17 protein-coding genes and 1 riboswitch are annotated in these 23117 nt (G+C 58.8%); of the genes, 5 read left to right on the top strand and 12 right to left on the bottom strand.

Annotated elements, in window-relative coordinates:
* Positions 1–147 precede the first annotated feature (147 nt).
* The 5 genes from NW839_RS08640 to NW839_RS08620 all read left to right on the top strand — a co-directional run bounded on the left by NW839_RS08640 (position 148) and on the right by NW839_RS08620 (position 6137).
* Positions 148–1707, top strand: a complete 1560-nt coding sequence (locus NW839_RS08640) for a hypothetical protein (protein ID WP_414351951.1) — start codon at positions 148–150, stop codon at positions 1705–1707.
* Positions 1708–1847: 140 nt separating this feature from the next.
* Positions 1848–2834: a pentapeptide repeat-containing protein gene (locus NW839_RS08635; RefSeq protein WP_414351952.1), complete on the top strand. Its 987-nt coding sequence runs from the start codon at positions 1848–1850 to the stop codon at positions 2832–2834.
* Positions 2835–2978: 144 nt separating this feature from the next.
* The gene (locus NW839_RS08630) at positions 2979–4457 is read left to right on the top strand and encodes a sensor histidine kinase (protein ID WP_414351953.1); all 1479 of its coding nucleotides are present in this window, start codon (positions 2979–2981) and stop codon (positions 4455–4457) included.
* A 109-nt stretch (positions 4458–4566) separates the two neighbouring features.
* Positions 4567–5325 (top strand): sensor histidine kinase, encoded by a 759-nt coding sequence (locus tag NW839_RS08625; protein WP_414351954.1) that lies wholly within the window; start codon positions 4567–4569, stop codon positions 5323–5325.
* 68 nt (positions 5326–5393) lie between these two features.
* On the top strand, positions 5394–6137 hold the full coding sequence (locus tag NW839_RS08620) for a response regulator transcription factor (RefSeq protein ID WP_011432966.1): 744 nt from the start codon (positions 5394–5396) through the stop codon (positions 6135–6137).
* A 47-nt stretch (positions 6138–6184) separates the two neighbouring features.
* Here the strand turns inward: NW839_RS08620 and NW839_RS08615 are convergent, their stop codons facing one another.
* From NW839_RS08615 to NW839_RS08560, 12 genes are all read right to left on the bottom strand, one after another.
* A complete protein-coding gene (locus NW839_RS08615; protein WP_414351955.1) occupies positions 6185–7828 on the bottom strand; it encodes a DUF3352 domain-containing protein in 1644 nt (547 codons plus the stop codon).
* A 95-nt stretch (positions 7829–7923) separates the two neighbouring features.
* The gene (locus NW839_RS08610) at positions 7924–8424 is read right to left on the bottom strand and encodes a ribonuclease H family protein (protein WP_414351956.1); all 501 of its coding nucleotides are present in this window, start codon (positions 8422–8424) and stop codon (positions 7924–7926) included.
* Positions 8425–8902: 478 nt separating this feature from the next.
* Positions 8903–10009 (bottom strand): phosphotransacetylase family protein, encoded by a 1107-nt coding sequence (locus tag NW839_RS08605; protein ID WP_414351957.1) that lies wholly within the window; start codon positions 10007–10009, stop codon positions 8903–8905.
* Positions 10010–10087: 78 nt separating this feature from the next.
* Positions 10088–11512 carry a TrkH family potassium uptake protein gene (locus NW839_RS08600; protein WP_414351958.1) on the bottom strand — a complete coding sequence of 475 codons (1425 nt, stop codon included), beginning with the start codon at positions 11510–11512 and terminating at the stop codon, positions 10088–10090.
* A gap of 59 nt (positions 11513–11571) precedes the next feature.
* The gene (locus NW839_RS08595) at positions 11572–12261 is read right to left on the bottom strand and encodes a potassium channel family protein (RefSeq protein WP_414329043.1); all 690 of its coding nucleotides are present in this window, start codon (positions 12259–12261) and stop codon (positions 11572–11574) included.
* A gap of 70 nt (positions 12262–12331) precedes the next feature.
* Positions 12332–13678: an ATP-dependent protease ATP-binding subunit ClpX gene (clpX, locus tag NW839_RS08590; protein WP_414343692.1), complete on the bottom strand. Its 1347-nt coding sequence runs from the start codon at positions 13676–13678 to the stop codon at positions 12332–12334.
* Positions 13679–14489: 811 nt separating this feature from the next.
* Positions 14490–16550: an NAD-dependent DNA ligase LigA gene (gene ligA / locus NW839_RS08585; protein ID WP_414351959.1), complete on the bottom strand. Its 2061-nt coding sequence runs from the start codon at positions 16548–16550 to the stop codon at positions 14490–14492.
* A 32-nt stretch (positions 16551–16582) separates the two neighbouring features.
* Positions 16583–18634 carry an ArsA family ATPase gene (locus NW839_RS08580; protein WP_414380577.1) on the bottom strand — a complete coding sequence of 684 codons (2052 nt, stop codon included), beginning with the start codon at positions 18632–18634 and terminating at the stop codon, positions 16583–16585.
* A 122-nt stretch (positions 18635–18756) separates the two neighbouring features.
* A complete protein-coding gene (locus NW839_RS08575) occupies positions 18757–19164 on the bottom strand; it encodes a hypothetical protein (protein ID WP_414351961.1) in 408 nt (135 codons plus the stop codon).
* 237 nt (positions 19165–19401) lie between these two features.
* Positions 19402–20271: a (2Fe-2S) ferredoxin domain-containing protein gene (locus NW839_RS08570; RefSeq protein ID WP_414351962.1), complete on the bottom strand. Its 870-nt coding sequence runs from the start codon at positions 20269–20271 to the stop codon at positions 19402–19404.
* Between the two features lie 11 nt (positions 20272–20282).
* Positions 20283–20690 carry a DUF1636 domain-containing protein gene (locus NW839_RS08565; protein ID WP_414380575.1) on the bottom strand — a complete coding sequence of 136 codons (408 nt, stop codon included), beginning with the start codon at positions 20688–20690 and terminating at the stop codon, positions 20283–20285.
* Between the two features lie 128 nt (positions 20691–20818).
* Positions 20819–22789, bottom strand: coding sequence for a TonB-dependent receptor plug domain-containing protein (locus NW839_RS08560; protein WP_414351964.1), 1971 nt, complete (start codon positions 22787–22789; stop codon positions 20819–20821).
* Between the two features lie 41 nt (positions 22790–22830).
* A riboswitch (cobalamin riboswitch) is annotated at positions 22831–22983 on the bottom strand.
* Positions 22984–23117 lie beyond the last annotated feature (134 nt).

The raw sequence follows: 23117 nt of genomic DNA, 5'->3' as shown, positions 1-23117 counted from the left end.
TGCTTTGCTTTGGCTACCATGTTGGCAGACTCGAAAGTAAACAGAAAGATCAACTGGTAGTAATCCGTACCGAACATATTATACATTATTTTCAGTATAGTTGAGCTTATTATTGACTAGAGTCATGCTCCTGCTTAGCAGCTCCCTATGGTTGTCTCGGATCCCTTTGGCCTTGTTGTGCAAGAAGTGCAGCAGGGCGGGTACGCAGACCGAGTGAAAAAGCTGGTTTACTTTGCCTGCACCAGCACTTGGGAAAGCGATGTCAGCAAGTTGAACCAGATAGACCTGAAAGCTCTGCTGGAGCAGCTCTGCCGCCAGCACGCTACCCTTGATGCTTTGGGCCAGCGCTTTCGAGATGCCATTAGCCGCATCAACAAAAAAGCCGAGTATGCTCGCATCGCCAAGATGCTGCTAAGCAAGCTACAGCCCCTGTATCAACAGCCCCAAGCGGATCCCTCTAGCCCACTCATGCCCTCGCCCAAGGAGCCATCAGCTTGGGCCGCACCCTCGCCTATCTTGTCCTTGGAGTATGGAAGCCCACGACTGCAAAAGCAAGACTACGATCCCTTCGAGCTGCGGGCAGGGGTGATGCGGCAAACCAGCCCTTTGCGGGCCAAGCTGGTTCTGTTCACGGCTTTGTACCACAAAGTAGAGCCTACTCTGCAGGGGTTGGCGGCCCTGCGGCGCTACAGCCTGGACGAGCTGCTCAGAGCCCTCTACGATGCCTGCGCCTCCCCCCAAGAACTGGAAGCCCGGCTGAAGGAGGCGGTGCAGCAGTTGCAGGAGCCGGATCAGGATGGCCAAGCCGCCAATGCTGTGCTGCAGATGCTGAAGCCTCTTTACGTTGACGTGTCCCCAGCGACCCTCCCCGGCGGAGGATTGGCTGCTGAGCCTCTCTCCGCCAATCTGGATTGGCTGAATACCGAAGATGCCGCTCGCGCGGGCGAGGCAGAGTCCCTGGCCAGCCCCATGACTTGGATTGACGCTGGGATCCCAGAAGATGAGGAAGAACCTGCAGATCCTCTGGCTTTTGCAACCTGGACAACACCACCCGGCCCCTCTTCTGACCTGCGACAGGAGATCCCAGAGTCCTGCCGCCAACTGCTCCATCACAGCGCCGGATCCTTGATGGTTGCCATCGAGAACACCCTAAGCGAGTTGGGCAACGCCCTGGACGAAGGTCTGCAGGATGAGGATCCCGTCCAATATCTGACGCTCAAACACCAGGTGCTGCGCGGCTTCTTGAGGGATGTCGAGGGATCCGCCGCAATGTTCATGGGGATCTTGAAAAAGCTAGAACAATCGGAGTGGCGCCTGGTGCAGCCCCCTCACGTCAGCAGTGGGGAATACGCTTTGCCGGAGGCGATCACTGAGGTGCCCACCAACCTTGCGGATCCCTATGCTTCCCTGAGACAAGTCTTGGCCAGCAGCGAGCTGGCCCGGCAAAAGCCGCAGTTGGAGCAGGAGGTGATGCGCTTGGTGCGGCGCAGCGTCGGCTCTGTCAAAACTGCTATCGAACAGGCCCTGAGCGAGTTGGGCAAGGCGTTGGATGAGCAGTTCCAAACCTGCACCCTAGAGGAAGCCTTGGTTCTCAAGTACCAAACACTACGCGCCTTTTTGCAGGAAGTGGGGGAGATCTCCACCAAATTTGCTGCTTTCTTGGATCGCATGGAGGAGGCAGAGCGCCGTCTGTTCGGGCTGGTTTGAAGCTCAAACCCGCTGTTCGGGGATCCCGTTCAACACTGGCGATCAGCTGCGCAGAGTGCTGGGGAAACGCCCGGATCCTTATCTAGAATAACCACCAGTGCAGCTCCTCTCTCACTTCTCTGAGCTCTCCCCTCTCTTCTATGGATGCCAAGGATCTGCTTCGGCTTTACCGGGCAGGACGGATCAACTTTGCCGGCGAGAACCTGGCCGCCCTTGACCTGAGCCGGGCCGATTTGATCGGGGTGGATCTCTCCCAAGCAAACCTGCACAGTGCCAATTTGATCTTCGCCTTCTTGGGGCGGGCCAAGCTGCAGAAGGCCAACCTCGTCGGGGCTAACCTTGGTGGGGCCAACCTCAGCCAGGCGGACTTGAGCGAGGCGGATCTCAGAGATGCCCAGTTGCACGGCGCCACCCTACAAGGAGCAGATTTGCATGGGGCCAACCTGACGCTGGCTCTGTTGATCGATGCCAACATGCTGGATGCGGATTTGCGTTGGGCCAACCTCACCAGTGCCAACTTGGGGGGAGCTTGCTTGCGGGGGGCTAATCTCCGTTTCGATAGCCGCCGGGGAGCGGTATTGCGCAACGCCAATCTTAGCCGCGCCGATCTCAGCGGAGCCAACCTGTCGGGAGCGGATTTGACGCGGGCCGACCTGAGCGGGGCCAACCTGAAAGAGGCCAGTCTGATCAAAGCCAACTTGCAAGGGGCCAATCTGCAGCAAGCCCGTTTGCAAGGGGCCATCCTGAGCGAGACCGACCTGAGGGGGGTTTCTTTTTTGGGGGCAGACCTGCAAGGGGTGCAGATGGCGCGGGCCAACTTGAAGGAGGCGATACTTCGCCAGGTGAATCTGACAGAGGCCAACTTGAGCGAGGCGGATCTGGCCGCAGCCGATCTTTCCGCCAGTTGTCTGTGCTCGGCCAAACTGGCGCGGGCAGATCTGAGTCGGGCCAATCTGGCCGGGGCCGATTTGCGGTGTGCCAACCTGGTGGATGCCTATTTGGGCCGCACCAACCTGGAAAATGCCGATCTCGGCGAGGCAATCCTAACCCGAGCCGATCTGAGCACAGCCAACCTCAGCGGGGCCAATTTGCGCGGGGCAACTCTGCCGGATGGACGGGTAGGCTGATTGGACAGACTCGCTACCGTATGAGGACGAGGATTCTTGTCCCTGAGTGAGACGGGGATCCGCCCCGGAAAAGGTGAGGTTTTCCCCTGCCCCAGAGGGGCCACAACCGCTACCCTACAAGGGAAGGATGGGTCAAAGAGATCCGTGAACAGCCGCCGATTTCTGTCCTTGATGGAAGCTTTGTGGGCCGATCTGCCCTTGCCGGAATGGTTGCCGGGGGCAGGAGAGCGCTCCTGGCAGCAGACGGTGGCAGCCCTGCTCCAGCTATGGCAAGAAGTTGGACAGTTTGGGGTGGTGATCGGTGGGCCGGTGTCTTGGTGGCCCCCCTGGGTGGTTCGGGATCCGCTGCCTCAACTGCCGTCGCCCATTGACGCTCCAGAACCGAACCTGAAGCTGCGGGAGCTGGCCCGTGAAGATCCCTGGCTGTTTACCCCTGACTTGTCCCCTGAGTCGATTCTGACCCCTGGCCAGACGGTGATCCCTCTCCTGCCGCGGGATCCCCTGGTGGAGGAGCCTTTTTTGCTGGTGCTCACCCCTGTTTTTTCGGCGGTGGCCGCCCAAGGGCATCACCCCCACACGCGGCAGAGGGGGATGATGGTGTCTTTTGAGCCGGAAGTGGTGCATCGGGCTTGGCAGATCCTAGAGCAGCGGGTTCAACAGGGTAGGCCGGATCGCTTGCCCTTCTGGCAGGAGCTGATCAAGCACCATCCCCTCATGGAGCCTCATGTGCGGGTGCTGGCCCGCTTCAGCAGCCTTCTTCTGCTGGGAAACCTGGCCGAGTCGGGATCCCCGCCCGCTCGCTTACCCCCCGCCAGAGCCGAGAACTCCCCTGCGCCCACAACCCGGCCAGAAGATTGGCAGAAGCGGCGGTCTCCTCCTTCCCATGGCCAGCCTGCCGGTCAAGGCCAACAGAACAGCCTTTCGGAGGCAGAACTGTTGCGGGCTCTCATCCACGAGATCCAGACGCCCCTCAGCACCATCCGCACCTTGGTTAGTCTCATCCTGAAGCGGCACGATCTGCCGTCGCGGGTACGGGAATACGTGGAGAAAATTGACCGCGAATGTACCGAGCAAATCAACCGCTTCGGGCTGTTTTTCCAGGCTACAGAAACGGTGATGCCCGCTGCTACCCCACAGGAGGGGCGTCGGCTTCAGCTAGAGCCCATTGCGCTGGTGGACTTGGTGCGGCAAAACCTGCCTCGCTGGCAGGAGCAGGTGGAACGGCGGGGATCCCAACTGGAGCTGGAGATTCCCGATGAGCTGCCGGATGTGGTCAGCGATCCCAAGGCGCTGGAAGCGGTGCTGTTTGGCATGGTCGACCGCATTGCCCGCAGCACCCCGGCTGGCAGCCACATTCGCGCCCAGTTGGTCAGCGCAGGGGAGCTGGTCAAACTTCAGTTTCAGGTCAACACACCTGAGGGCAGCGACGCCACTGTTGCCTCAGAGCCCAAATCCCCTCAGGCGATTGGGCAGTTGTTGGTCGTGCAGCCGGATACCGGTGCAGTGAGCCTCAGCCTTCCCGTCACCCAAACTCTGTTCCGCGCCTTGGGGGGCTACCTCACCGTGCGCCATCGCGCCCGTCGGGGGGAAGTTCTCAACATCTACCTGCCCCGCCAGCTATAAGCCACCCAGTTGGGATCCCGATAGCGTCTCAGGATTGATATGGCGGATTGCAGGGGAGGTAGGGCTAGGATCGATCTGCCAGCGCCGGGAGAGTCTAGAGATTGGATCCATGCCGAGAGCCAGAAAAGTTGCTGAACACCATCCAGAGCCTGAACCCGTCTGCGGAGCCGGAGAACCCAAGGTTAAGGGGGTCACTCTCTCTGCCCAGCAGCTTTCCACTTTGCTTCACGAAATGCGCAATCCTCTCACCGCCCTGAGCACGCTGGCCAAGTTATTGCAAAAACGCTTGCCCCCCGAGGATCGCAACCACTGGATTGGCCTGAGCATTGAACAGGAGTGCAAGCATTTGCAGGAGCTGCTGGCGGAGTTCGAGCGTTTGGACGGGATCCCGGCCCCCCTCCAGCTTCAGCCCCTCTCCTTGGCCGACCTGCTGCGGGAGTGGATCCCCATTTATCAAGCCTTGGCCGAAACGCAGGGACACCACTTTCAAGCCGTCCTGCCCCCTTCCCTACCCCCTGTACAAGCCGATCCGCGCGCCCTGCGCCAGGTGCTTGATAACCTGATCGACAACGCTTGCAAGTACACCCCGCCCCCGGGTGAGATCCGGCTGAGGGTGGAGTTGGGTGAAGATCCCTCAACTGCTTCGCAACGGGAAGTGTTCGTTGCCGTCTGTGACAATGGCCCTGGTATTCATCCTGAGAATCTGGAGCGGATCTTCGATCCCTTTTTTCGGGCAGATCTTTCTAAGCCAGGGCAGGGGCTGGGGTTGGCCATTAGCCGCGACCTGGCCACCCGGATGGGCGGAGATCTCCAGGTGGAAAGCTCCCCCCAAGGCTCCTGTTTTCGCCTGAGATTGCCCACAGGTTAGTAGGAAGATTGTAGAGATATGGGATGGCAGGTGCCGCCAAACGCTTGAACGCTACCCAGGAGCTGCAGATGGCCTCTTCTCCCCCAGCCAAACCCGAACCCCCTGCTGCCAGTCCAGCAGCCCGCATTCTGCTAGTAGATGATGAACCCGGCTTACGGGAAGCGGTGCAAGCCTACCTCGAGGACAGCGGCTTTGAGGTGATCCCGGCGGCCAACGCCCAGCAGGCTCTGCAACTGCTCAGCACGGCCCAGCCTCAGTTGATCATCTCCGACATCATGATGCCGGGCATGGATGGCTATCAATTTTTGGCCCAACTGCGAAAACTCGAGCCCTACAGCCATCTGCCGGTGGTGTTCCTCACCGCCAAGGGGATGACCGCCGACCGCATCCAGGGTTACCGGGCCGGTGTCGATGCCTATTTGCCCAAGCCCTTCGATCCGGAGGAGCTGGTGGCCATCGTCTCCAATCTCATTGAGCGATCCCGCGCTGCCAGCCCTTCGGAGGTGGTGGCCCGCGAGCTGGCCTCGATTCGCGCCCTGCTGTCGGAGCGCACCCTTGCCACAGCCACGCCTGCCCAGACCTCTGCCCCCACCCCCCTGCCCCCACCCATCAAGGTAGAGCTGACGCCGCGGGAACAACAGGTGTTGGAGAAGGTGGCAGAAGGGCTGATGAACAAGGAGATTGCCAAGCAGCTGCAAACCAGCGTGCGCAACGTGGAAAAATACGTCACCCGCCTGCTGAACAAGACAGGCACCAGCAGCCGCACCGAGCTGGTGCGCTATGCTCTCACCTATGGCTTGATTCGGCTGTAGCTCTCACCCCCAGCCCCTAGGAAGACTGAAGAACGTGAGACACGGTTTTATCGCTGGGGCTTTGGTGGCACAGTAACCAGCAGCTCCAACCCAAAGGCGTGATCCCCGGCAGGGTAGCTGGTAATGCCCAGCCCATCGACGCGGGTCAGCAGCTCGCGGGCCTCCGGCTCTAAGCTTGCCAAACCGCCCGGCAGCGTAGCCTCCAGCACTGTGCGGATCCCTTGCCAATTCAGCAAAAAGTAGCCGTAGTTGGGCTTGGGCAACTGATCGTAGAGGGTTTTCAGCGGCTCGGTTTGGGGAAGCAAATTGCCCTGGCGTTGGGCGAGGGTTTGCAGCGCCGCCGTGCTGCTGGTCACGATCAAATAGTTGCCTTCCCAGGCGCGGGTCAAAAGCGGGCGGTTAAACAAGGGATCCGCCCAGATCACCTGCCCACCGGCTTCCGTTACCCCTACTCCCGATTCTTGGGCCAGCCGATCCAACTGAGTCAGGGCCGCGTTGGCCTTGTCTTTTTGGCTGGTCTCGATCACCAAGGCTGCTCCCATGCCCTGCAACAGGGGATGGGCCTGGGCATCCGGTGCCACCAGCAGGGCCATCTCCCCATCCATCCAAGCCAGTAGATCTTTTTCCAAGTCCAAACGGGTATTGGCGCGAAACTCAGCCCGCAGCTCCTCTAACGACTCCTTGACCGGCGGATCTTTTTCCAGCTCAGGCATAACGGCTTGCCAGCGCTGGGCGATCTGTTGGGTGGTCAGCACCGCCAGGGCATTGCCGGGCAGCCGCTGAATAAGTTCGCCGCGAGCCGGTTGCCACCCTCCCTGCCCCTGGGTTTTCCGATCGGTCTGGGTCAACATGCGCAGCCGCAGGCCCTGCTCCTGCCAGTGGGCAGCCATGGCCAAAGAGCGCAGGGGTTGCAGGGATCCCAGCGTCGCCGGATCCAGATCCTGCATCCAGTCTTTGAAAGATTCGGGATCCTCCTGCAAAGCCTGGAAGTTGAAGTAGGCAAAGGCCAGCGTGCCGCTCTTATACAGATCGCCAACAGCGGTGCGGAAACTTTCGGAGCGGCCAATCGGCTCTGCTTCGCCGCGATACACAGCAATCGCCTGCTGCATCACCCTTGGGTCGTTGGCCACTGCCACAAAGCGGTTGCCAAACTCAGCAGTTACCCATCGCTCGCCCGGCTCCCCGTTGGTTTGCACATAGAGGGTGACCCCCTGCTCCTGGCGCTGCTCGAAGTTGGCCCCTTCTGCTGCTGCCTGTTGCCGCACCTGGGCCAAGAATTGCCCAGACAAATCAGCGTTGCGGGTGCTGGCTCCAAACAGGATCCCAGGCACCGGCTCGGCAGCTCCGGGCACCAGATTGGGGATCACCACTGCCATCGTGAATTGCTCGCCAGCCCAAGCTTGCATCTCTTCCCGAGAGAATTCCTTGTCGGTTTCAGCCAAAGCTTCTGCCGTCCAGCTCTCCCACTGGGCCAAAAGGTCAGGGTGAGTGCGAAAAGATTCTTCCGGTTGGGTAGAAAAGGTCAGCACCAGGGGCGCCGACTGGGGAACCAGCGCGGTTTCCGGCAGAACATCGCCGGGCAACTGTACCTGTGGCCCTCTGAGTTGGCAGGATCCCAGGAGCCAAGAGCCCCCCACCGCCATCAACGTAAGGGAGAGAGGACGAAACCGGCACTGAAGTTGGGTCTTCATATCACACCTGCGACGAGCCGTCCTCTTGAGGATAGGCGATGGACTCAGAGCCTGTCTGTGATCGCAGCCTCATACATCGGAATATGTAGAAATTGTTACTTTGGCCGGGCGCGAGCGACCAACTCATCCACGTACTCGTTCCAGCGCAACCCTTCGTGAGCCTGGATCCAAACCACCTGCACCTGAGGGCACTGCTGCTTTAGTTGATACAGTTCCTGAACCAGATCCAAGTTTTCCACCGGCCCGGTGCGCCGCCGCCACCCCTGCGCTGCCCAGCGATCCATCCAGTCGTTGTAGGTCTGTACGCAAAGGTGGGAGTCGCTGTAGATGGTATCTACGCCGTTGCCCTGGGTGTGGCGGCAATATTGCAAAGCCCGAATTAAGCCGGTCAGTTCCATGCGGTTGCTGGTGCTATCGGGATCCCCTCCCCAAAACTCTTCCACAACCCGATCATCTTGAACCACCACCACGGCCCATCCCCCTGGCCCCGGATTGGGAGAACATCCCCCGTCGGTGAAGATGCCACTGTGGGGGCAGGCAACCAGACGGCTGGGGCCCGCTCCTTTGCGGCTGCGCATCCGTGAAATCTTGGTCATGGTGCTCATCCGATGCTAACGGGAAGATTTGGGATCCCGGCTCGACAACAGACACTGCATCTTACCGCACAAGGGCGTGCCAGCACCACTATTTAGTGTATCTAGTTCCGGGAAAGTTTTACTTTACACTATCAGTAGTATAAACCTCGTCAACACCAGCTCACGTGACGTAAGGTTAGAGAGACAGGGAAATTCTGCCAAAACGGCGCGAACAAAAACCCCCAGAAAATCTGGGGGAGGAGTGGTGTGTTGAGGTGATGAATACTCGCATGATATCTCTCGAATTCGGTGAGTAGGCCAAACCGGCGATAGATCCCTGCGTTTTTTTGCAGAAATCATTGCAGATACTGGAAAGCATCAGACACTAGAAGCCAGCGCATCAAAACTGAGCTTATTTCATCTTGATCAGGTATAGTGCTCGCTCTCGGAGAACTACCTATTTAGACACCAGATGTAGAGAAGCCTTAATGACTTTATCCTACGCACCTGCCGCCGACACTAGGGGTTGTGTTAAGCCCAAATGGGCATAGAGACGGGAAAAGTCAAAATTCGCTGACATTAGCTCTTGGATGCAGCGGACTTTCACCTCCTCGTGCAGGCGAATCTGCCCAAAAACCCGTTCGATGCGGTTGATGGTGGTGAAGGTGTCCAGATCCACCGAGAGGATCGGCACTTCCAGCTCTTCTGCTCGAGACTGAATGCGGGGATCCAGAGGGAGCTTGCCGGTCAAGATCAGGCAGAGGGTGGAAGTTTCTAGGGCGGCCAGTTGAATATCGGTGCGGTCTCCGCCGGTGATCACCGCCTTGTGATCCAGCTTACGGAAGTACTTCAAGGCCGAGTTGACGTTCATCGCCCCTACCGCAATGTCTTCAACCATCAGGTCCATCCGATCCGGACAGCAGAGCACCTCGGCATCCAGTTGCCGCACCAACTCCCCAACGCTGATGCTGCGCAAAATGCGATGGGAGGGCAAAATCCCCAGCACCGGGATCCCGTGTCCCTCCAAAAAAGGCCGAATGATCGTTTTTGCCGGTTGCACCTGGTCGGGCGGCACATCGTTCAGCAGCACGCCTGCCAAGCGGGATCCCAGTTGGCGATGGACAAAGAGAAGAGAATCAACAGCCAAGGAGGAATGGTAGCGACTGATCAGCAGTACCGGAGCATCCAGGGCTTGGGCCATCTTGGCCAGCGACAGGCCAAACAATTCCCCCTCGTAAAGATCGGCTGGGCCTTCCAGCAGCACCAAATCGGCAGGGGAGCGCTGGACAAACTCCAACAGAGGGGCAACCGGGCACTCTGGAGCTGGATCCCCGGGAGCTCGCTTCATTTGAGCCAGCAAAGCCTCTTCGTTGAGCCGGAGCAGCATCGGCGGCATTTGATCCATCGTCAGCCGCAGAGACTCCGCCACAAAGCGCATATCCGGATCGCCCCCTTCCAGCGAGCAATCTTCCCGCTCGCAAGAACCGATGGGCTTCCCATAGGTGACTTTTATCCCTTGCTGCTGCAGATGCTTGGCCAAACCCAAGATGGCAGCCGACTTACCGCTGAAGGGCTCAGTAGAACCAATTAAAAGGAACTTGGACACGGATGGCTCCCGGTAACGAGAGGGACGAAGGGATCCCTTACTCAGTCTAACGGAGGCTGCTCTCTCCTCAGTTCTGGACTAACCGATTAGGATCGACTCTTCAGGGTAGGTTACCAACGGGCGGGGCTGTTGTTGAGCCAAGGCCAAGACAATCGTCAATGCCCCCAACCGGCCCCAGAACATCACCAGCACAATGATCAGTTGGCCAAACCAGTTGAGCTCCCCGGTAAAGCCCGTCGAGAGGCCGCAGGTGGCAAAGGCGGAGATCACCTCAAACAACACCGGATCCAACCTACTGTTACTGTGGGTCAGCAAAATCAACCAAGCCGCCAACAATACCACAAACAGAGAAACCGTTAACACCGCTGCCGCCTTGCGCACCATGGAGGGATCCAAGCTGCGCCCGGCAATCTGAGCGCTGGGCAAACCGCGGGCATAGCCCCAGAGGGCCAACACCAACACCGCCAAGGTGCCGGTGGTCATGCCGCCCCCCATAGAAGCTGGGGCTGCCCCAATAAACATGAGAGCCATCAGCAGCAACTGGCTTGCCGGGGTCAAATCCTCAATGGGGATCCCGGCAAACCCAGCCGTTCGGGCAGAAACCGACTGAAAAAACGTCAGGCCCAAGCGGTGGGGCCAGCTCACCTCCAGCAGGGATCCACCGGGCAAGCTCTCTCCCAAAAACAAACCAATGCCGCCCGTGCAGAGCAAAACCACCACCACGCCCAGGGTAATCCGGGTGTGCAGAGAGGGGCGGTGGCCCCGTGGCCAGGTTAACAAATCCGACAAAACTGGGATGCCCAAACCGCCGATAAAGATCAGACCGGCCAAAATCGCCAGCGACAGACCGTCTGTAGGGATCCCTTCCCGGCCAAACAGGTCAAATCCTGCATTACAAAAGGCCGACACCGCGTGAAAAATAGCCAGAAAAACTGCCCGCCCCGGCCCATAGAGATCCCGCCAGTGCACCCAGAGCAGCAGAGCCCCCCCCAACTCAATGAGGGTGACCCCCAGCAGCACCCGCCGAGTCAATTCCAGGATCGCCCCCGGATCGATTAGACCCAGCGAATTGCACAGCGCCAAGCGATTGAGGAGGGAAATGCGCCGCCCGATCAATTGAAACACCACCACCGCCAACACCATGAAGCCCACCCCGCCAATCTGAATCAGGATCAGCAGCACAATCTGGCCCAACAGGGTGAGATCCTCCGCCGCCACAATCGTCGAGAGCCCCGTCACGCTCAGGGCCGACATGGCCGTAAACAGCGCCTCATTCCAGCTCAAGGGATCCCCGCGCCCGATCCCCGGCAACATGAGCACCAAAGTTCCCACCACTGCCAAGAGCCCCAACCCTACAACCAGGCGCAATGGCGGTGGCAGCGGGCGACGCCTGTCCCCCCCGAAAAACCACTGCAGACGATTCCCGAAGGCCCTAGAGGACTGAGACAATGCCGAGCCCGGTGTCGGCAGGTAGCGGGCGCGGGATGGTACCGGTGGAACCAAGCGCTCAGAGCCCTCCTCTCGCGGAAGCGGGGCGGAGCCCTCTCTCATCGGATCCCTCCCTACATCTCATTCAGCCGCGAGATATTGGTATTGGCCCCCAGCACCACCAGCAAATCCCCCTTTTCCAATAGGTAGTCTGCGGGGGGAGAGACCACCAGCGATTGCTTTCGCTTCACCACCAGCACCGTGATGCCGAAGCGGCGACGCAGATCCGACTCCGCCAGCGTATGGCCCACCAACGCCTCCGGCACCTGTAATTCCGTAATGCTGTAGCCCGGCTCCAGCTCTAGCTGATCTAGGATCCCCGGTGCTGTCAACACCTGAGCCAAACGGCGCCCTGCCTCTTGCTCCGGCAACACCACCCGATCTGCCCCCACTCGCAGGAGAATAGAGCGTTGCCGCTCGGTCGACGCCTTACAGACCACATTGCGCACCCCCAGACTTTTCAGGGCCACCGTCGTCAGCAAATTGCTCTCAAAATCGCTGCCAATGGCCACCACCACCGTGTCGAAGGAGAGGATATCCACCGCTCGCAGCGCATCTTCATCGCTGGAATCGAGTGCCACCACCTGCGTCAGCTGATCCGCCAGGCGCTGCACGATCTCACGGCTGCGGTCGATCCCCAAGACATTGTGCCCTCGCTCCATCAAGGTGAGAGCCAAGCTAGAACCAAAGCGCCCCAGACCAATTACCGCATATTCACGATCCACCCGCTGTCGTTCGCGCCAGCGGAACGCAGTCCCTGCCATAGGATCTCCTGCCCCCTCTTTCAAGAACAGATCATAAGTTCATCCAGCAGGGATCGGAAGGGCCGCGACTCTAGGCCGACTCAGGCTTGGGCAGCGTAGAGGGGTGAGGAATCAGCTCGCGGGTGGAACGGCGCTCCACCATCTCTGCGGTGATGCGGATGTGCTTTAGGTCGCGGCGGGAGGGTGCCTCGTACATCACATCCAGCATTAGCTCTTCCACAATGGCCCGCAGGGCGCGAGCCCCGGTCTTGCGGCGATAAGCCTCTTTGGCAATGGCAGCAATGGCGGCAGGTTCAAACTCCAGTTCCACCCCGTCCATGCGCAACAGCTTCTGCGCCTGCTTGAGAATGGCGTTTTTGGGCTGCGTCAGGATCGCCTCCAGCGCCTTCTCATCCAGCGGATCCAAAGTCGCCACTACCGGGAGCCGCCCCGTGAATTCGGGAATCATGCCGTACTTGATCAAGTCTTCAGGCTCCAAAGCCTTGAGGGCATTGGCCATACGTTGCTCGCGGCTAACCGACAATTGCTCCCCTGGCTTGATAAAGCCCATCGATTTCTTGCCAATGCGCTGCTCGATTACTTTTTCCAGGCCAACAAAAGCCCCCCCGCAAATGAAGAGGATGTTGGAAGTGTCGATTTGAATGCAGTCTTGATAGGGGTGCTTGCGCCCTCCCTGGGGAGGCACGTTGGCTATTGTCCCTTCCAGCATCTTCAACAAAGCCTGCTGCACCCCCTCGCCGGAGACATCGCGGGTAATGGAGGGGTTCTCGCTTTTGCGGGCAATTTTGTCGATTTCGTCGATGTAGATGATGCCGCGCTGGGCCTCTTCTACGTCCATGTCCGCCACCTGCAGCAGGCGCAACAGGATGTTTTCCACATCCTCGCCCACATAGCCAGCTTCCGTAAGGGTGGTAGCATCTGCAACCGCAAAAGGCACATCCAACATGCGAGCCAGGGTTTCCGCCAGCAGGGTTTTGCCGGAGCCAGTGGGGCCAATGATCAAAATGTTGGACTTCTGTAGCTCCACCTCATCCAGTTCCGAAACTCCGACGCTACCGGGGTTGGCCTTGGCAGCCAGACGCTTGTAGTGGTTGTAAACCGCCACCGACAAAACCTTCTTAGCTTTTTCTTGGCCAATCACATATTGGTCGAGATAGCGCATGATCTCCTGCGGCTTGGGCAACTGCGCCAAAGAAGGCAGGCTGCGGGAGGATTTTTTAGGAGCTTCACGCCGGCCGCCGGCAGGGGCGGCAGCAGGAGGAGTGTTGCCGTCGTAGAGTTCCTCATCCAAAATCTCGTTGCAGAGCTCCACGCACTCGTCACAGATGTAGACCCCCGGCCCCGCAATCAACTTACGCACCTGATCCTGTGACTTGTTGCAGAAGGAGCACTTTAGATGGGAGTCATATTTGGCCATGGGATCCTCGTTGCTGCTTGCTCTTGGCTATCCTAATCCGGCAAAAGCCAGAAGAAAACTAAACCTTCCAATCCAGTCGCAAATTGGCTGCGAAAGCGTAAGGAGGCCGAAGTTGGTGGAATCTCACTGACCTACTAGTCTAGCATCTCCACTGGGCTCGTAGGGCTTGTTTCCGGATCCCCAAGGGGGCAGGGTGCCAAGAGATTCCCATGGGGATCAACTGGAAAGACTGGAGATATAGTCATTTCAAACTGGATTGAGACACTTCCCAAGCGCTCCGTGCCGCTTCCGCGACCACCCACTCTTCAAAAGGGAGCTGGAAGCAATGCAACGGAGGTGTTTCATTCTTGCTTCAAAGTGACCATAAGCTTCTCCAGCGCTCTGCGCTACCCGTGCAAACGCCACAGCCTCGGTTCTCCCCAAGTGTCTTACAAGGAGGAAAACTGGAAATGGAAGGGGTGAGCCGTTTCGCTGCTATCGGGAATGGTCATACATCCTTTGGACGGATTTATAGAAAAACCGCCCGACTTGACGCCGAGCGGAAGATGGTGTGAGGAGTGAACGGAAACATGCGTCTCCGCTGATCCCATCATAGTTGAACTTATCTGGCACTGGCAAAGGAATCCTTCAGTTAAGTTGGATACTTTTTGGAGGTGTGGCCGCGCCTTTTTGTAACCAAAAAGGGGAAGGAACTGTCCGTGTTTCGTTCGCTTCCCCCTATTGGCGTCCACTCCTCACTAGAGGTGAATCATAAATTATCCCTGCCGCTAAGACAACCCACCCTACCCAAGTTTTTCGGGGATCCACCCTGTCAAGGATGCAGATCACCGGATTCGCCGGTGGGATCCAGCGCCAACAGCTCCGCTTCGGTCAGCAGGGGGATCCCCAGTTGTTGGGCTTGCTCTAGCTTGGAGCCGGGGTCAGAGCCCACCACCACGTAGTCGGTTTGGCGGCTGACGCTGGCGGTGACTTTGCCCCCCCGACTCTCAATCCAAGCCTTGGCCTGCTGGCGGGAGAGAGTGGGCAAGGTGCCGGTGATTACGAATTTTTTCCCGGCCAGGATCTGGGAGACGGCAGGGTTCTCCTGCTGAGGAAGAGCGGGGATCCCGAGCGCCTGCAACTCCTGCAACAGGCGACGATGGGCCGGATCGGCAAACCAGGCCACCACCGCTTCCGCCACTTCCGCACCTATCCCGTAGATCTGGGCGATGGTTTCTGCGCTGGCTTGGGCCAAAAGCTCAGGGGTGGGAAAATGGCCAGCCAAAATCTGGGCAGTGACCACCCCCACATGGGGGATCCCCAGCCCGTAGAGCACCCGTTCCCAGGGCTGCTGGCGAGAGCGCTGAATGGCTTGCACCAGCTTTTGGCTGGAGCGGGATCCCATTCCCTCCAAACCCTGCAACTGCTCTGGGGTGAGGCGGTAGAGATCGGCTACGGTGCGCACTCCCAAGTTCTCCACCAATTGGGCTGCCCGCTTTTCCCCCAAGCCTTCGATATCCAAAGCATCGCGGCTGGCCCAGTGCTGCAATTGGCCCCGCAGCTTGGCCGGGCACTCGGGGTTGGGGCAGCGGGTCACGGCTTCGCCAGGGGGACGAACCAAAGGGGCGTGGCATTCCGGGCACTGGCTGGGCAGGCTGTAGGGAACGGCATCGGCAGGGCGCAATTCCTTCAGGATCCCGACCACCTCCGGGATGATCTCCCCGGCTTTGCGCACGATGGCAGTATCGCCGATGTGCACGTCCAGCTCCCGCAGGCGATCGGCATTGTGCAGGCTGGCGCGGCTGACAAGGGTGCCGGCCAAAGGAACCGGCTCCAGCTCTGCCACCGGGGTGACGGCGCCGGTACGGCCCACGCTGGCCACGATGGCGCGGATGCGGGTGGGGACTTCCTGGGCAGGGTATTTGAGGGCAATGGCCCAGCGGGGAAATTTTTGCGTAAAGCCGGCCTCCTCCTGCAGCCGCAAGGAGTTCAATTTCACCACCACCCCGTCGCTGGCGTAGGGGAGCTGGGCACCCCGCCACCGCTCATAAAATTGGATCACTTCTCCCAAGCCCCGACAGACCTGGGAAAGGGGGTTGACCGGAAATCCCAATTCCTTGAGCTGCTGCAGACACTGCCACTGGGTTTGCGGGGGATCCCCGGCGGGCCATCCTTCCGGCCAGTGGAGGGCGTAGGCGAAGAAGCTGAGCTTGCGGGCGGCCACAACGCGGCTATCCAACTGCCGCAGGGTACCGGCAGCACAGTTGCGCGGGTTGGCAAAGGGGGGATCCCCGGCGGAACGACGCTCTTGGTTGATCCGTTCAAACTCGGCTAGGGCCAGATAGACTTCCCCCCGCACCTCCAAAACGGGAGGCGGATCTGCTGTCGCCAGCCGCAGGGGAATCGAACGAATGGCGCGCACGTTGGGGGTGATGTCCTCTCCGGCCTGTCCGTCCCCCCGAGTAGCACCCCGCTCCAAAAGACCCTCGATGTAGGTTAGGGCCAAGGCGGCGCCATCAATCTTCAGCTCACAGACATATTCCAGCTCTCCCTCTGTCCCGCCGTCGGGAACAGGGGCACGGCCCAAAACTCGCAGCAGGCGCTCTTGCCACTCCTCCAGTTCTTCTGGGTTGAAAGCGTTTTCCAAACTGTAGAGGGGGATGCGGTGGAAGACGGTGGGAAAATGCTCTGCAGGTTTTTCTCCCACCCGCTGAGTAGGGCTATCGGGAGTGACCAGTTCAGGGTAAGCCCGCTCCAGCTCTTGCAGCTCGCGGTAGAGGCGGTCGTAAACGCTGTCTTCCAGGATGGGCGCATCGTGGACATAGTAGGCAATGCTGGCCTTCTGCAGCAGGGTGCGCAGCTCGCGGGCGCGTTCTTCCAACTTGGGATCCATAACTCCTTGGGTGAGCAAGGTCTACCCCTAGGTTAGGGCTCCTGAGGAGCGAACAAGTAGGAGCCGATATTCTCCAAGCTGGGAGGATGTAGGAAGGGGATGGTCAAGATGGCCTGCTGGGAAAATGGCTGGGGGAGCTGGGCCAGAAGAGTCTGGTGACGACGGCGGAGGGCCTCTCCAAAGGGGGTAGAATCCTCCAACCACACCCGATTGAGAACGGCGTAGGGATGAGGGATCCCCAAAGCATCCAGTTCCGCCAAGAGACGCTCGGTTTCCGCCAGAACTGCTTGCTCGGGGTTAAAGACGGGGATAAAGGTAACAAACTGGGGATCCTGGAGCTGCTGCCGGAGCTGTCGCACCTGGGCCAAGAGCTCCCGCATCCGCTGCGCCCATTCCGACCTGCCCACCACATCCCGATATTTCAGCCACAGCTTCAGGGCCAAGCTTACCCAACCTTCCAGAGCCTGGGGCATCTGCAGAAACCGCAAGAGATGGCCTGTGGGAGCCGTGTCCAGCACCACCAGGTCGAACTGCCCGCTCGTCTCCTGTCGGAGAACACTCAACAGGGCCATCACCTCATCCAAGCCGGGTGGGGGCATCTGCAGCAGTTGCCGCCACGCCTGTGGGTCGTATTGGACTTCCACCCCTGCCGTCCCCTCCCCTGCCAAGATGGCCGCCACCTCCTCCAGATAATCCTGCCGGAATTGCTCCAGCACCGCCGCCGCATCGACCTCCTGCCCCAGCAGGTTGGGCAGCAGGGGAATGGGATCCTGACCCAGTTTCGTCTGAAACAGATCCCCCAACGAGTGGGCCGGATCGATGGAGACCAGCAACAGCTGCTTGTCGGGATGGCGCTTGGCCAAGGTCCAAGCCAGGGCCCCGGCCACCGTCGTCTTGCCCACACCCCCTTTGCCCCCCACCAACACCAGTCGGATCCCTTGGGCCAAAAAGTCCGGTAGAGCCGGGATCCCCCTGAAGGAAGGGAAGAGGGTGGAGAAGAGAGACTTTCTCTTCTCTTGGCTCTCTGCTTTTTGCTCTGGGATCCCTTCCAACTGCAGCAGCACCTCTGGCAAGGGGCGAAGCTGCTGCACCAGCCCATCTAGGGCCGCCAACCCAACCGGCTCCTGCAGTTGATAGGGACAGATCCAGATAGGATATCCGGGCAGCTCCTCCTGCAGGGCTTTGAGCACACGCCGCTGTTCCTGTTGCCGCGCCGAGTAGAGAGGAGAGGGGAGAGCAGCGGGCAGCGAAGGTTGGCTGTTATTCTCTCTTGCAAGCAGCACCTGATTGACCAGAAGACCGCCGATGGGCACGCGGCGGTTTTGCAGTTGCTGACAAAAGCGGCGGGTTTCCGCCACGCTCAACTGGTCCGGGATCATCACCAGCCAAGCAGAGGTGCTCTCCGGAGTGGTCAAGCGGGCTTTGCCCCCCTCCAGTTCCCTCTGCAACTGGGCTAAAAATGCATCCGCCTCATCCGGTCGATAGGTGCCCGTCAGGGCTTGGGCGATTTCCCGGTGCTTGGCCTGAAAGGTGGCAAACACGGCCAGCAGATTATCCAAAAAGTCGGGCAGCTCCAACAGCCGCAGGGTATGCCCGGTGGGGGCCGTATCCAGAATGACCGTATCCACCTCCTCCCTCGCCAGCAGCCGGTTGACCTCCAGAATGGCCATCAGCTCATCCACCCCCGGCCACGCCAAATCCCAGATCGGCAGCAGATCCTCTCGGCCAAACCAACTGCCCCGCTCGGCAATGAGCTCCAGGGCCGGCCCATAGGTTTGCCGAAAAGATTGCAACAAAATCTCCGCTTGCAAAGCCCGCACCTGTAAATTGGGGCGATCCGGCAAGGGTTGGGCCACATCCGTAACCGAGATTTGCAGCACGTCCCCCAACGAGTGGGCGGGATCCGTGGACATCAGGAGCAGACGGCGCTGGGGATCCACCTGGGCCAGTTGGCGAGCCAGCGCGCAGGTCAAGGTTGTTTTGCCCACTCCCCCCTTGCCACTGAACAGCAGGAGACGTTGGGAAGGAGAGAGCAGAGAAGGACGGTAGGCACTCCTGCCACTGTTGAGATGAGAAAGCTGCAAAGGGATCCCCTCCCACATAGGTCGCCCCTATTTTGGCCTGGATCCCTCTTGGGGATGTTCCAGATCACTGCAAAAGTGCTCCGCACCGCTGACGGGATGGGAAGAGCTTGTACGGGAGCAGCTCACCGCAGTTTCTCCTCTCCAAGCCACACCCGGCGACGTCCTCTGTCCCACACCAGCAGGGTGTGGATCCCAATCCAAAGTCCTGTCCACAGCCAGTTGTGCAGCCAGATTTTGCCTAGAATGGGCAGGGTCAGGCCCTCCGTTCCCCCCAAAACCAGGCCGGCTGCCAAAATCAGCCCTTCAAAAGCCAGAAACCCCAAGATGAGCATGGCCGGGATCCAGAGATAGTTCAGCAGCAGTTGCCTTGGCCGAAGCGGCTTGGACTGAGAAAACAGAGGTCGGTAACCGCCAGCAAGAGCAATCCCCACCGTGCCGATCCCCAGCACCAACCCCCAGGCAAACGAATCGGGAGTGCGGGGATAGTTGTGCCAGGTGTAGCCAAAGATTTGGTTTGCCAGCCAAATCATCAAAGCACTAATGGCTGCCCTTTGGCGGGTTAAAGTTGTGCCCGCAACAATACCAACAGTTACAAAGGGAAGGGTACATGTATAAGCAATATTGCTGAGGCAGCCGACGGTGGTAAACAAGCTGGGCCAGAACCAGCCTCGGGCCAAATCTTGAGCAGCTTGTATCCAAAGTGGGGCTGAGATCAAGCGGCAAGATCTGGGGATAGGTTGAGCACTCGATTGCAGGCCAATCATGCTTTAATCTCCTGGAAAAAGGTGGTCTTTCAGAGGACAGCTATTAAGCAAATGCTCAAAAACAATTTGCCGAGCTACTTGGGGAGTAACCCGCTTGTACCAGGTGCGATCCCCAGAGTAAAAAACCACGGGCCCCTGTTGGCAAACTTCCAAGCAGCCTGAGGTGATAACCTGTACGTCTAGGTTGGCTTCTCGAAGGGCGGATTCCAGAGCTTCTACAACCGGTTGGTAGTTGCGGGAAGGATAACAACGGCTGGAACGACAAACAGCAAGGTAGGGACGTTTAAGAGGGTTATCCTCATAGGGGATCCGCTCTTTCCCCTCCACATAGATGGCGCGGATGCGCTCGTAAAGAGAAAGCTTTTGGTAATCTGCTTTGCCTTCCGGCAGGTAGTCTTCCTCTGGCCCCAAAAAGGGGCTGGGCAGAAAAATCTGCAGCAAAGGCTCTTCTGCTCCATTCCAGAATTGGATCCCCCACATGCGGGGCTGACCTTGGGGATTGAGGCGCCGGTAGAGAGCAGCACGGCTAACCAATCTTTTGCGGCGCAGCTCGGGTGGGGTCTTGCGATGGGGGCCGCCTTGGTGCTCCTCCAGGCACAAATGCAGGTGCCAAGTTTCGGTGGCAACGGTTAGATAGCCATCGTAGAGCACGCACAAAGCTGGAGGTTTCTTGAAAGCCAGCTCCAGCACCCCGCCTTCCGCCACATGGCCCACCTGGATCTCGGCCCAGTGCTCTTGAAACAGCTCGTAGAGCAACGGCCCCAAGCAGTCGATGTGGGCAGGGATCCCTTCATAAAGGGTTGTCCAACCCGTTAAAGAAACTTCCTGCCAAGTTTGATGGAGAGGGGTTATCCAGGGCGTGAAAGCGGCCATGAGAGAGCTCCTCAAGGTAGTGGTGGAATACGAGTAATCACCTCTTTTTTCAGAGGGCGCTCGGCCCAGGGTAGGATCCCATCCAACTTGGTTAGGTAGAGCTCTGCTGTCTGCAGAATCAGCTCCACATCTTTTGGATCCAGATCTCCAAAAACATAGGTCATCTTTTGAGGTGCTGCCAACGCAACAACGCAAGCATGGCTGCAGGCGCTCATACAGGCAACTGGTTTTAGAGTTAGTTGGGGGTGGAGGGTTTGGGATTGCAGGGCAGACAGCAGCATTTCTCCCTTGCTAGTCCCTTCTTTTTGGCCGTTAACCCACCGAGATCCGCAAGTGACACAAACCCAAAGACAATGGCTGCTGGGTTGCTGGGCAGCGCTGCCAGCTTGGATGGGCAACTGGGAAGTTGATCGAGACATGGTGCTCCTTGATATAGTCATAGGTTTCTGTCCAAGCAAAGGGTGTGAGAAGAGGCAAAGACGATCTCAATGTCTTGGCCAAGAATTCAGCAGTGAGTTAGACAGCTAAAAGTCAGCCTCAAGTCGCTCTAAAATTGGCCCCTTAAATTAAGCCGAACGGTGCGACCCACTCCTGGGTAGCCGGGGAAAACCTCATATTGCTCATCCAGCAGGTTATCAACCCCCACTTCTAGAGCGAGATTTTCTGCTACTGGGATCCCTCCCCGCAGAGCCAGGTTGGTGTAGCCGGGCAGAGATTGGGTATTGGCGTTGTTGGTAAAGAAAGTGCCAATGTGATGCAGGAAAACTGAGGCATACCGATCCTCTGCATCGCGGTAGCTCAGGCCCAGGTTGAAGCTGTCTGCTCCCACGAAGGCTAGCTGTTTGCCAACCGTTTTGGGATCCAGCGCCGAGCGGATGATGGGATCGTTTAGGGTGTAGTTGGCAAAAAGAGTCCAGTTTTCCCCCAGCCGCAAATCCAGGGCTGCTTCTATGCCTGTGTATTCCACGAGCTCAATGTTTTCGTAGGTTCCCCTGCGCGGGCCGGTGCTGACAAAGGTGATGCCATCGCGGATGCGGTTATGGGCAAAGGTCAAGCGCAGTAGGCCAAAATCTCCCAAAGCCTGATCCAGGCCAATGTCAAAACTCTCTCCCCGCTCCGGTCGCAAATTGGGGTTGCCGTCGACTTCAAAAAAGCCGCGCAGCCGAAAGAACAGGTTTGAGATCAAGGGGGTGCGAAAGCTGCCGGCATAATTGGCCCTCAGGGTGGTGCCTTCTGCCAAAACCCAGCGGATCCCTGCGGCAGGAGAGGTGGCCGAACCGTTGACCAGATTGCTCGAATCTTGGCGAACACCTAAGTTGAGATAAAAGTTGGGCTGTGGCTTGTAATCCAGACGGGCAAAGAGGGCCCCTTGGTTCACGGTATTGTCGTAGTTGACATTGGTGGATCCCCTGGCAAAGGAGAAGGTGGTGTTGCGAGCTGAAATGGATCGGTAGTCTGCTCCTAGAGTAAGCTCCAGGTTTTCAGCAGCCTTCCAGGTGTATTGCAGTTGGGATCCCCACCCCGTTCGCAGGATCTCATCCCGGGATCCCTGGCTTTGTGGGGCGCTGAAGCGATAGTTGAGGTCGTCAAAAAATACCCTAGCTTGCAGGGATCCCTTCTCTTGATTCCACAGCCAACTGAGATCTAACAGCAGGTCGTTGGTGTTTTGCCCTGCATCGGGGGAGGGAAACTCGGTGCTGCCGGGCACCTGAAACGCTTTGTTGAGATAAAGGGCATTTCCGGTTAGGACCTGGCCTTCTGCCAGTTGCCAGGTGAGCTTGGCTTGTAGGTTGTGGTACTCCACTGCCGAGTTCTCCCGCCTGCCTGCTTTGCCCAAACGCCTAATTTCAAAGGGAAAGTCGTTGTTGCTCTGCAGACGGCGATAGCTGACCACCCAGCCCAGATCCTGCGCTTGGCCGCGGTTTTGGATCCCTTGCTCGTTGAGGCCGTAGCTGCCGATAGCCGCTTCCAGCACGGTCTCGGATCCCGGCTTTGGCTCCAGGGTTACGATGTTGATGACCCCGCCAACGGCATCGGAGCCGTATAAGGTGGAGCCCCCACCTGGAGAGATCTCAATACGCTCGACCACATCTGTAGTGATCTGAGACAGATCGAACCCGCCAAAAAAGCCCAGGTCGTTAATGGGGCGGCCATCCAAGAGCACCAACACCTGGGCCGTTCGTCCTCCCCGCATAAACTGGGAGCTAAGGGCTCCCAACTGGGTTCCCGCCGTGCCGTCGCTGAGGATCCCGGGCAGGTAGCGCAGGGCCTCCTGAACCGTTCTTGCCCCTTGCTCTCGAATTTGCTGGCGGGTAACGACGTAAACCGGGCGGGAAGAATCCCGCAGCAAGCCGGGGCGACGAAAAGGCGTGGTGACGGGTTGATTTAAAATCTCGGCGCTAACACCGGTTTCCAACACCTCTTGAGCTGAAGGTGAAGAGGCCGCCGGCTGCGCCCACGCTGGGATCCCCAAAACAAAGCCCCCCAGCGCCAGGCTGAGACCTAGAATGGGATTCATTTTCTTTCTTGAAGCTCCTGATTCCGTGCGACGCGGAAGAAATGCGAGCCAAAACCGCAGGCGGGCATCCTGACTGAGGGCATGGGTCTAGCCCAAGCCCATCACAGTTGCGGCACAGCGCCGGATTTGCACCGGACTTTCCCCTTTACATGCCCTGGCTGATCCCCAGGACAACCTGTCGGTACAGCTTTCTCTGCGATTGCTCCGAAAAAGCCGTGCTAGGCATCATACATCCCCTGCTCTGGAGTTCCTATCCTGCCAGGGGGGATGTCATCCCCAGGGGTGAACGGGATCCCAACGGCAATCCCAGGGCTTCGGATGGGCCACA

Origin of the sequence: Synechococcus sp. R5-15, from assembly GCF_047462035.1 — a bacterium.
GTDB lineage: Bacteria > Cyanobacteriota > Cyanobacteriia > Thermostichales > Thermostichaceae > Thermostichus.
This window is presented reverse-complemented; position numbering and strand designations above follow the sequence as displayed.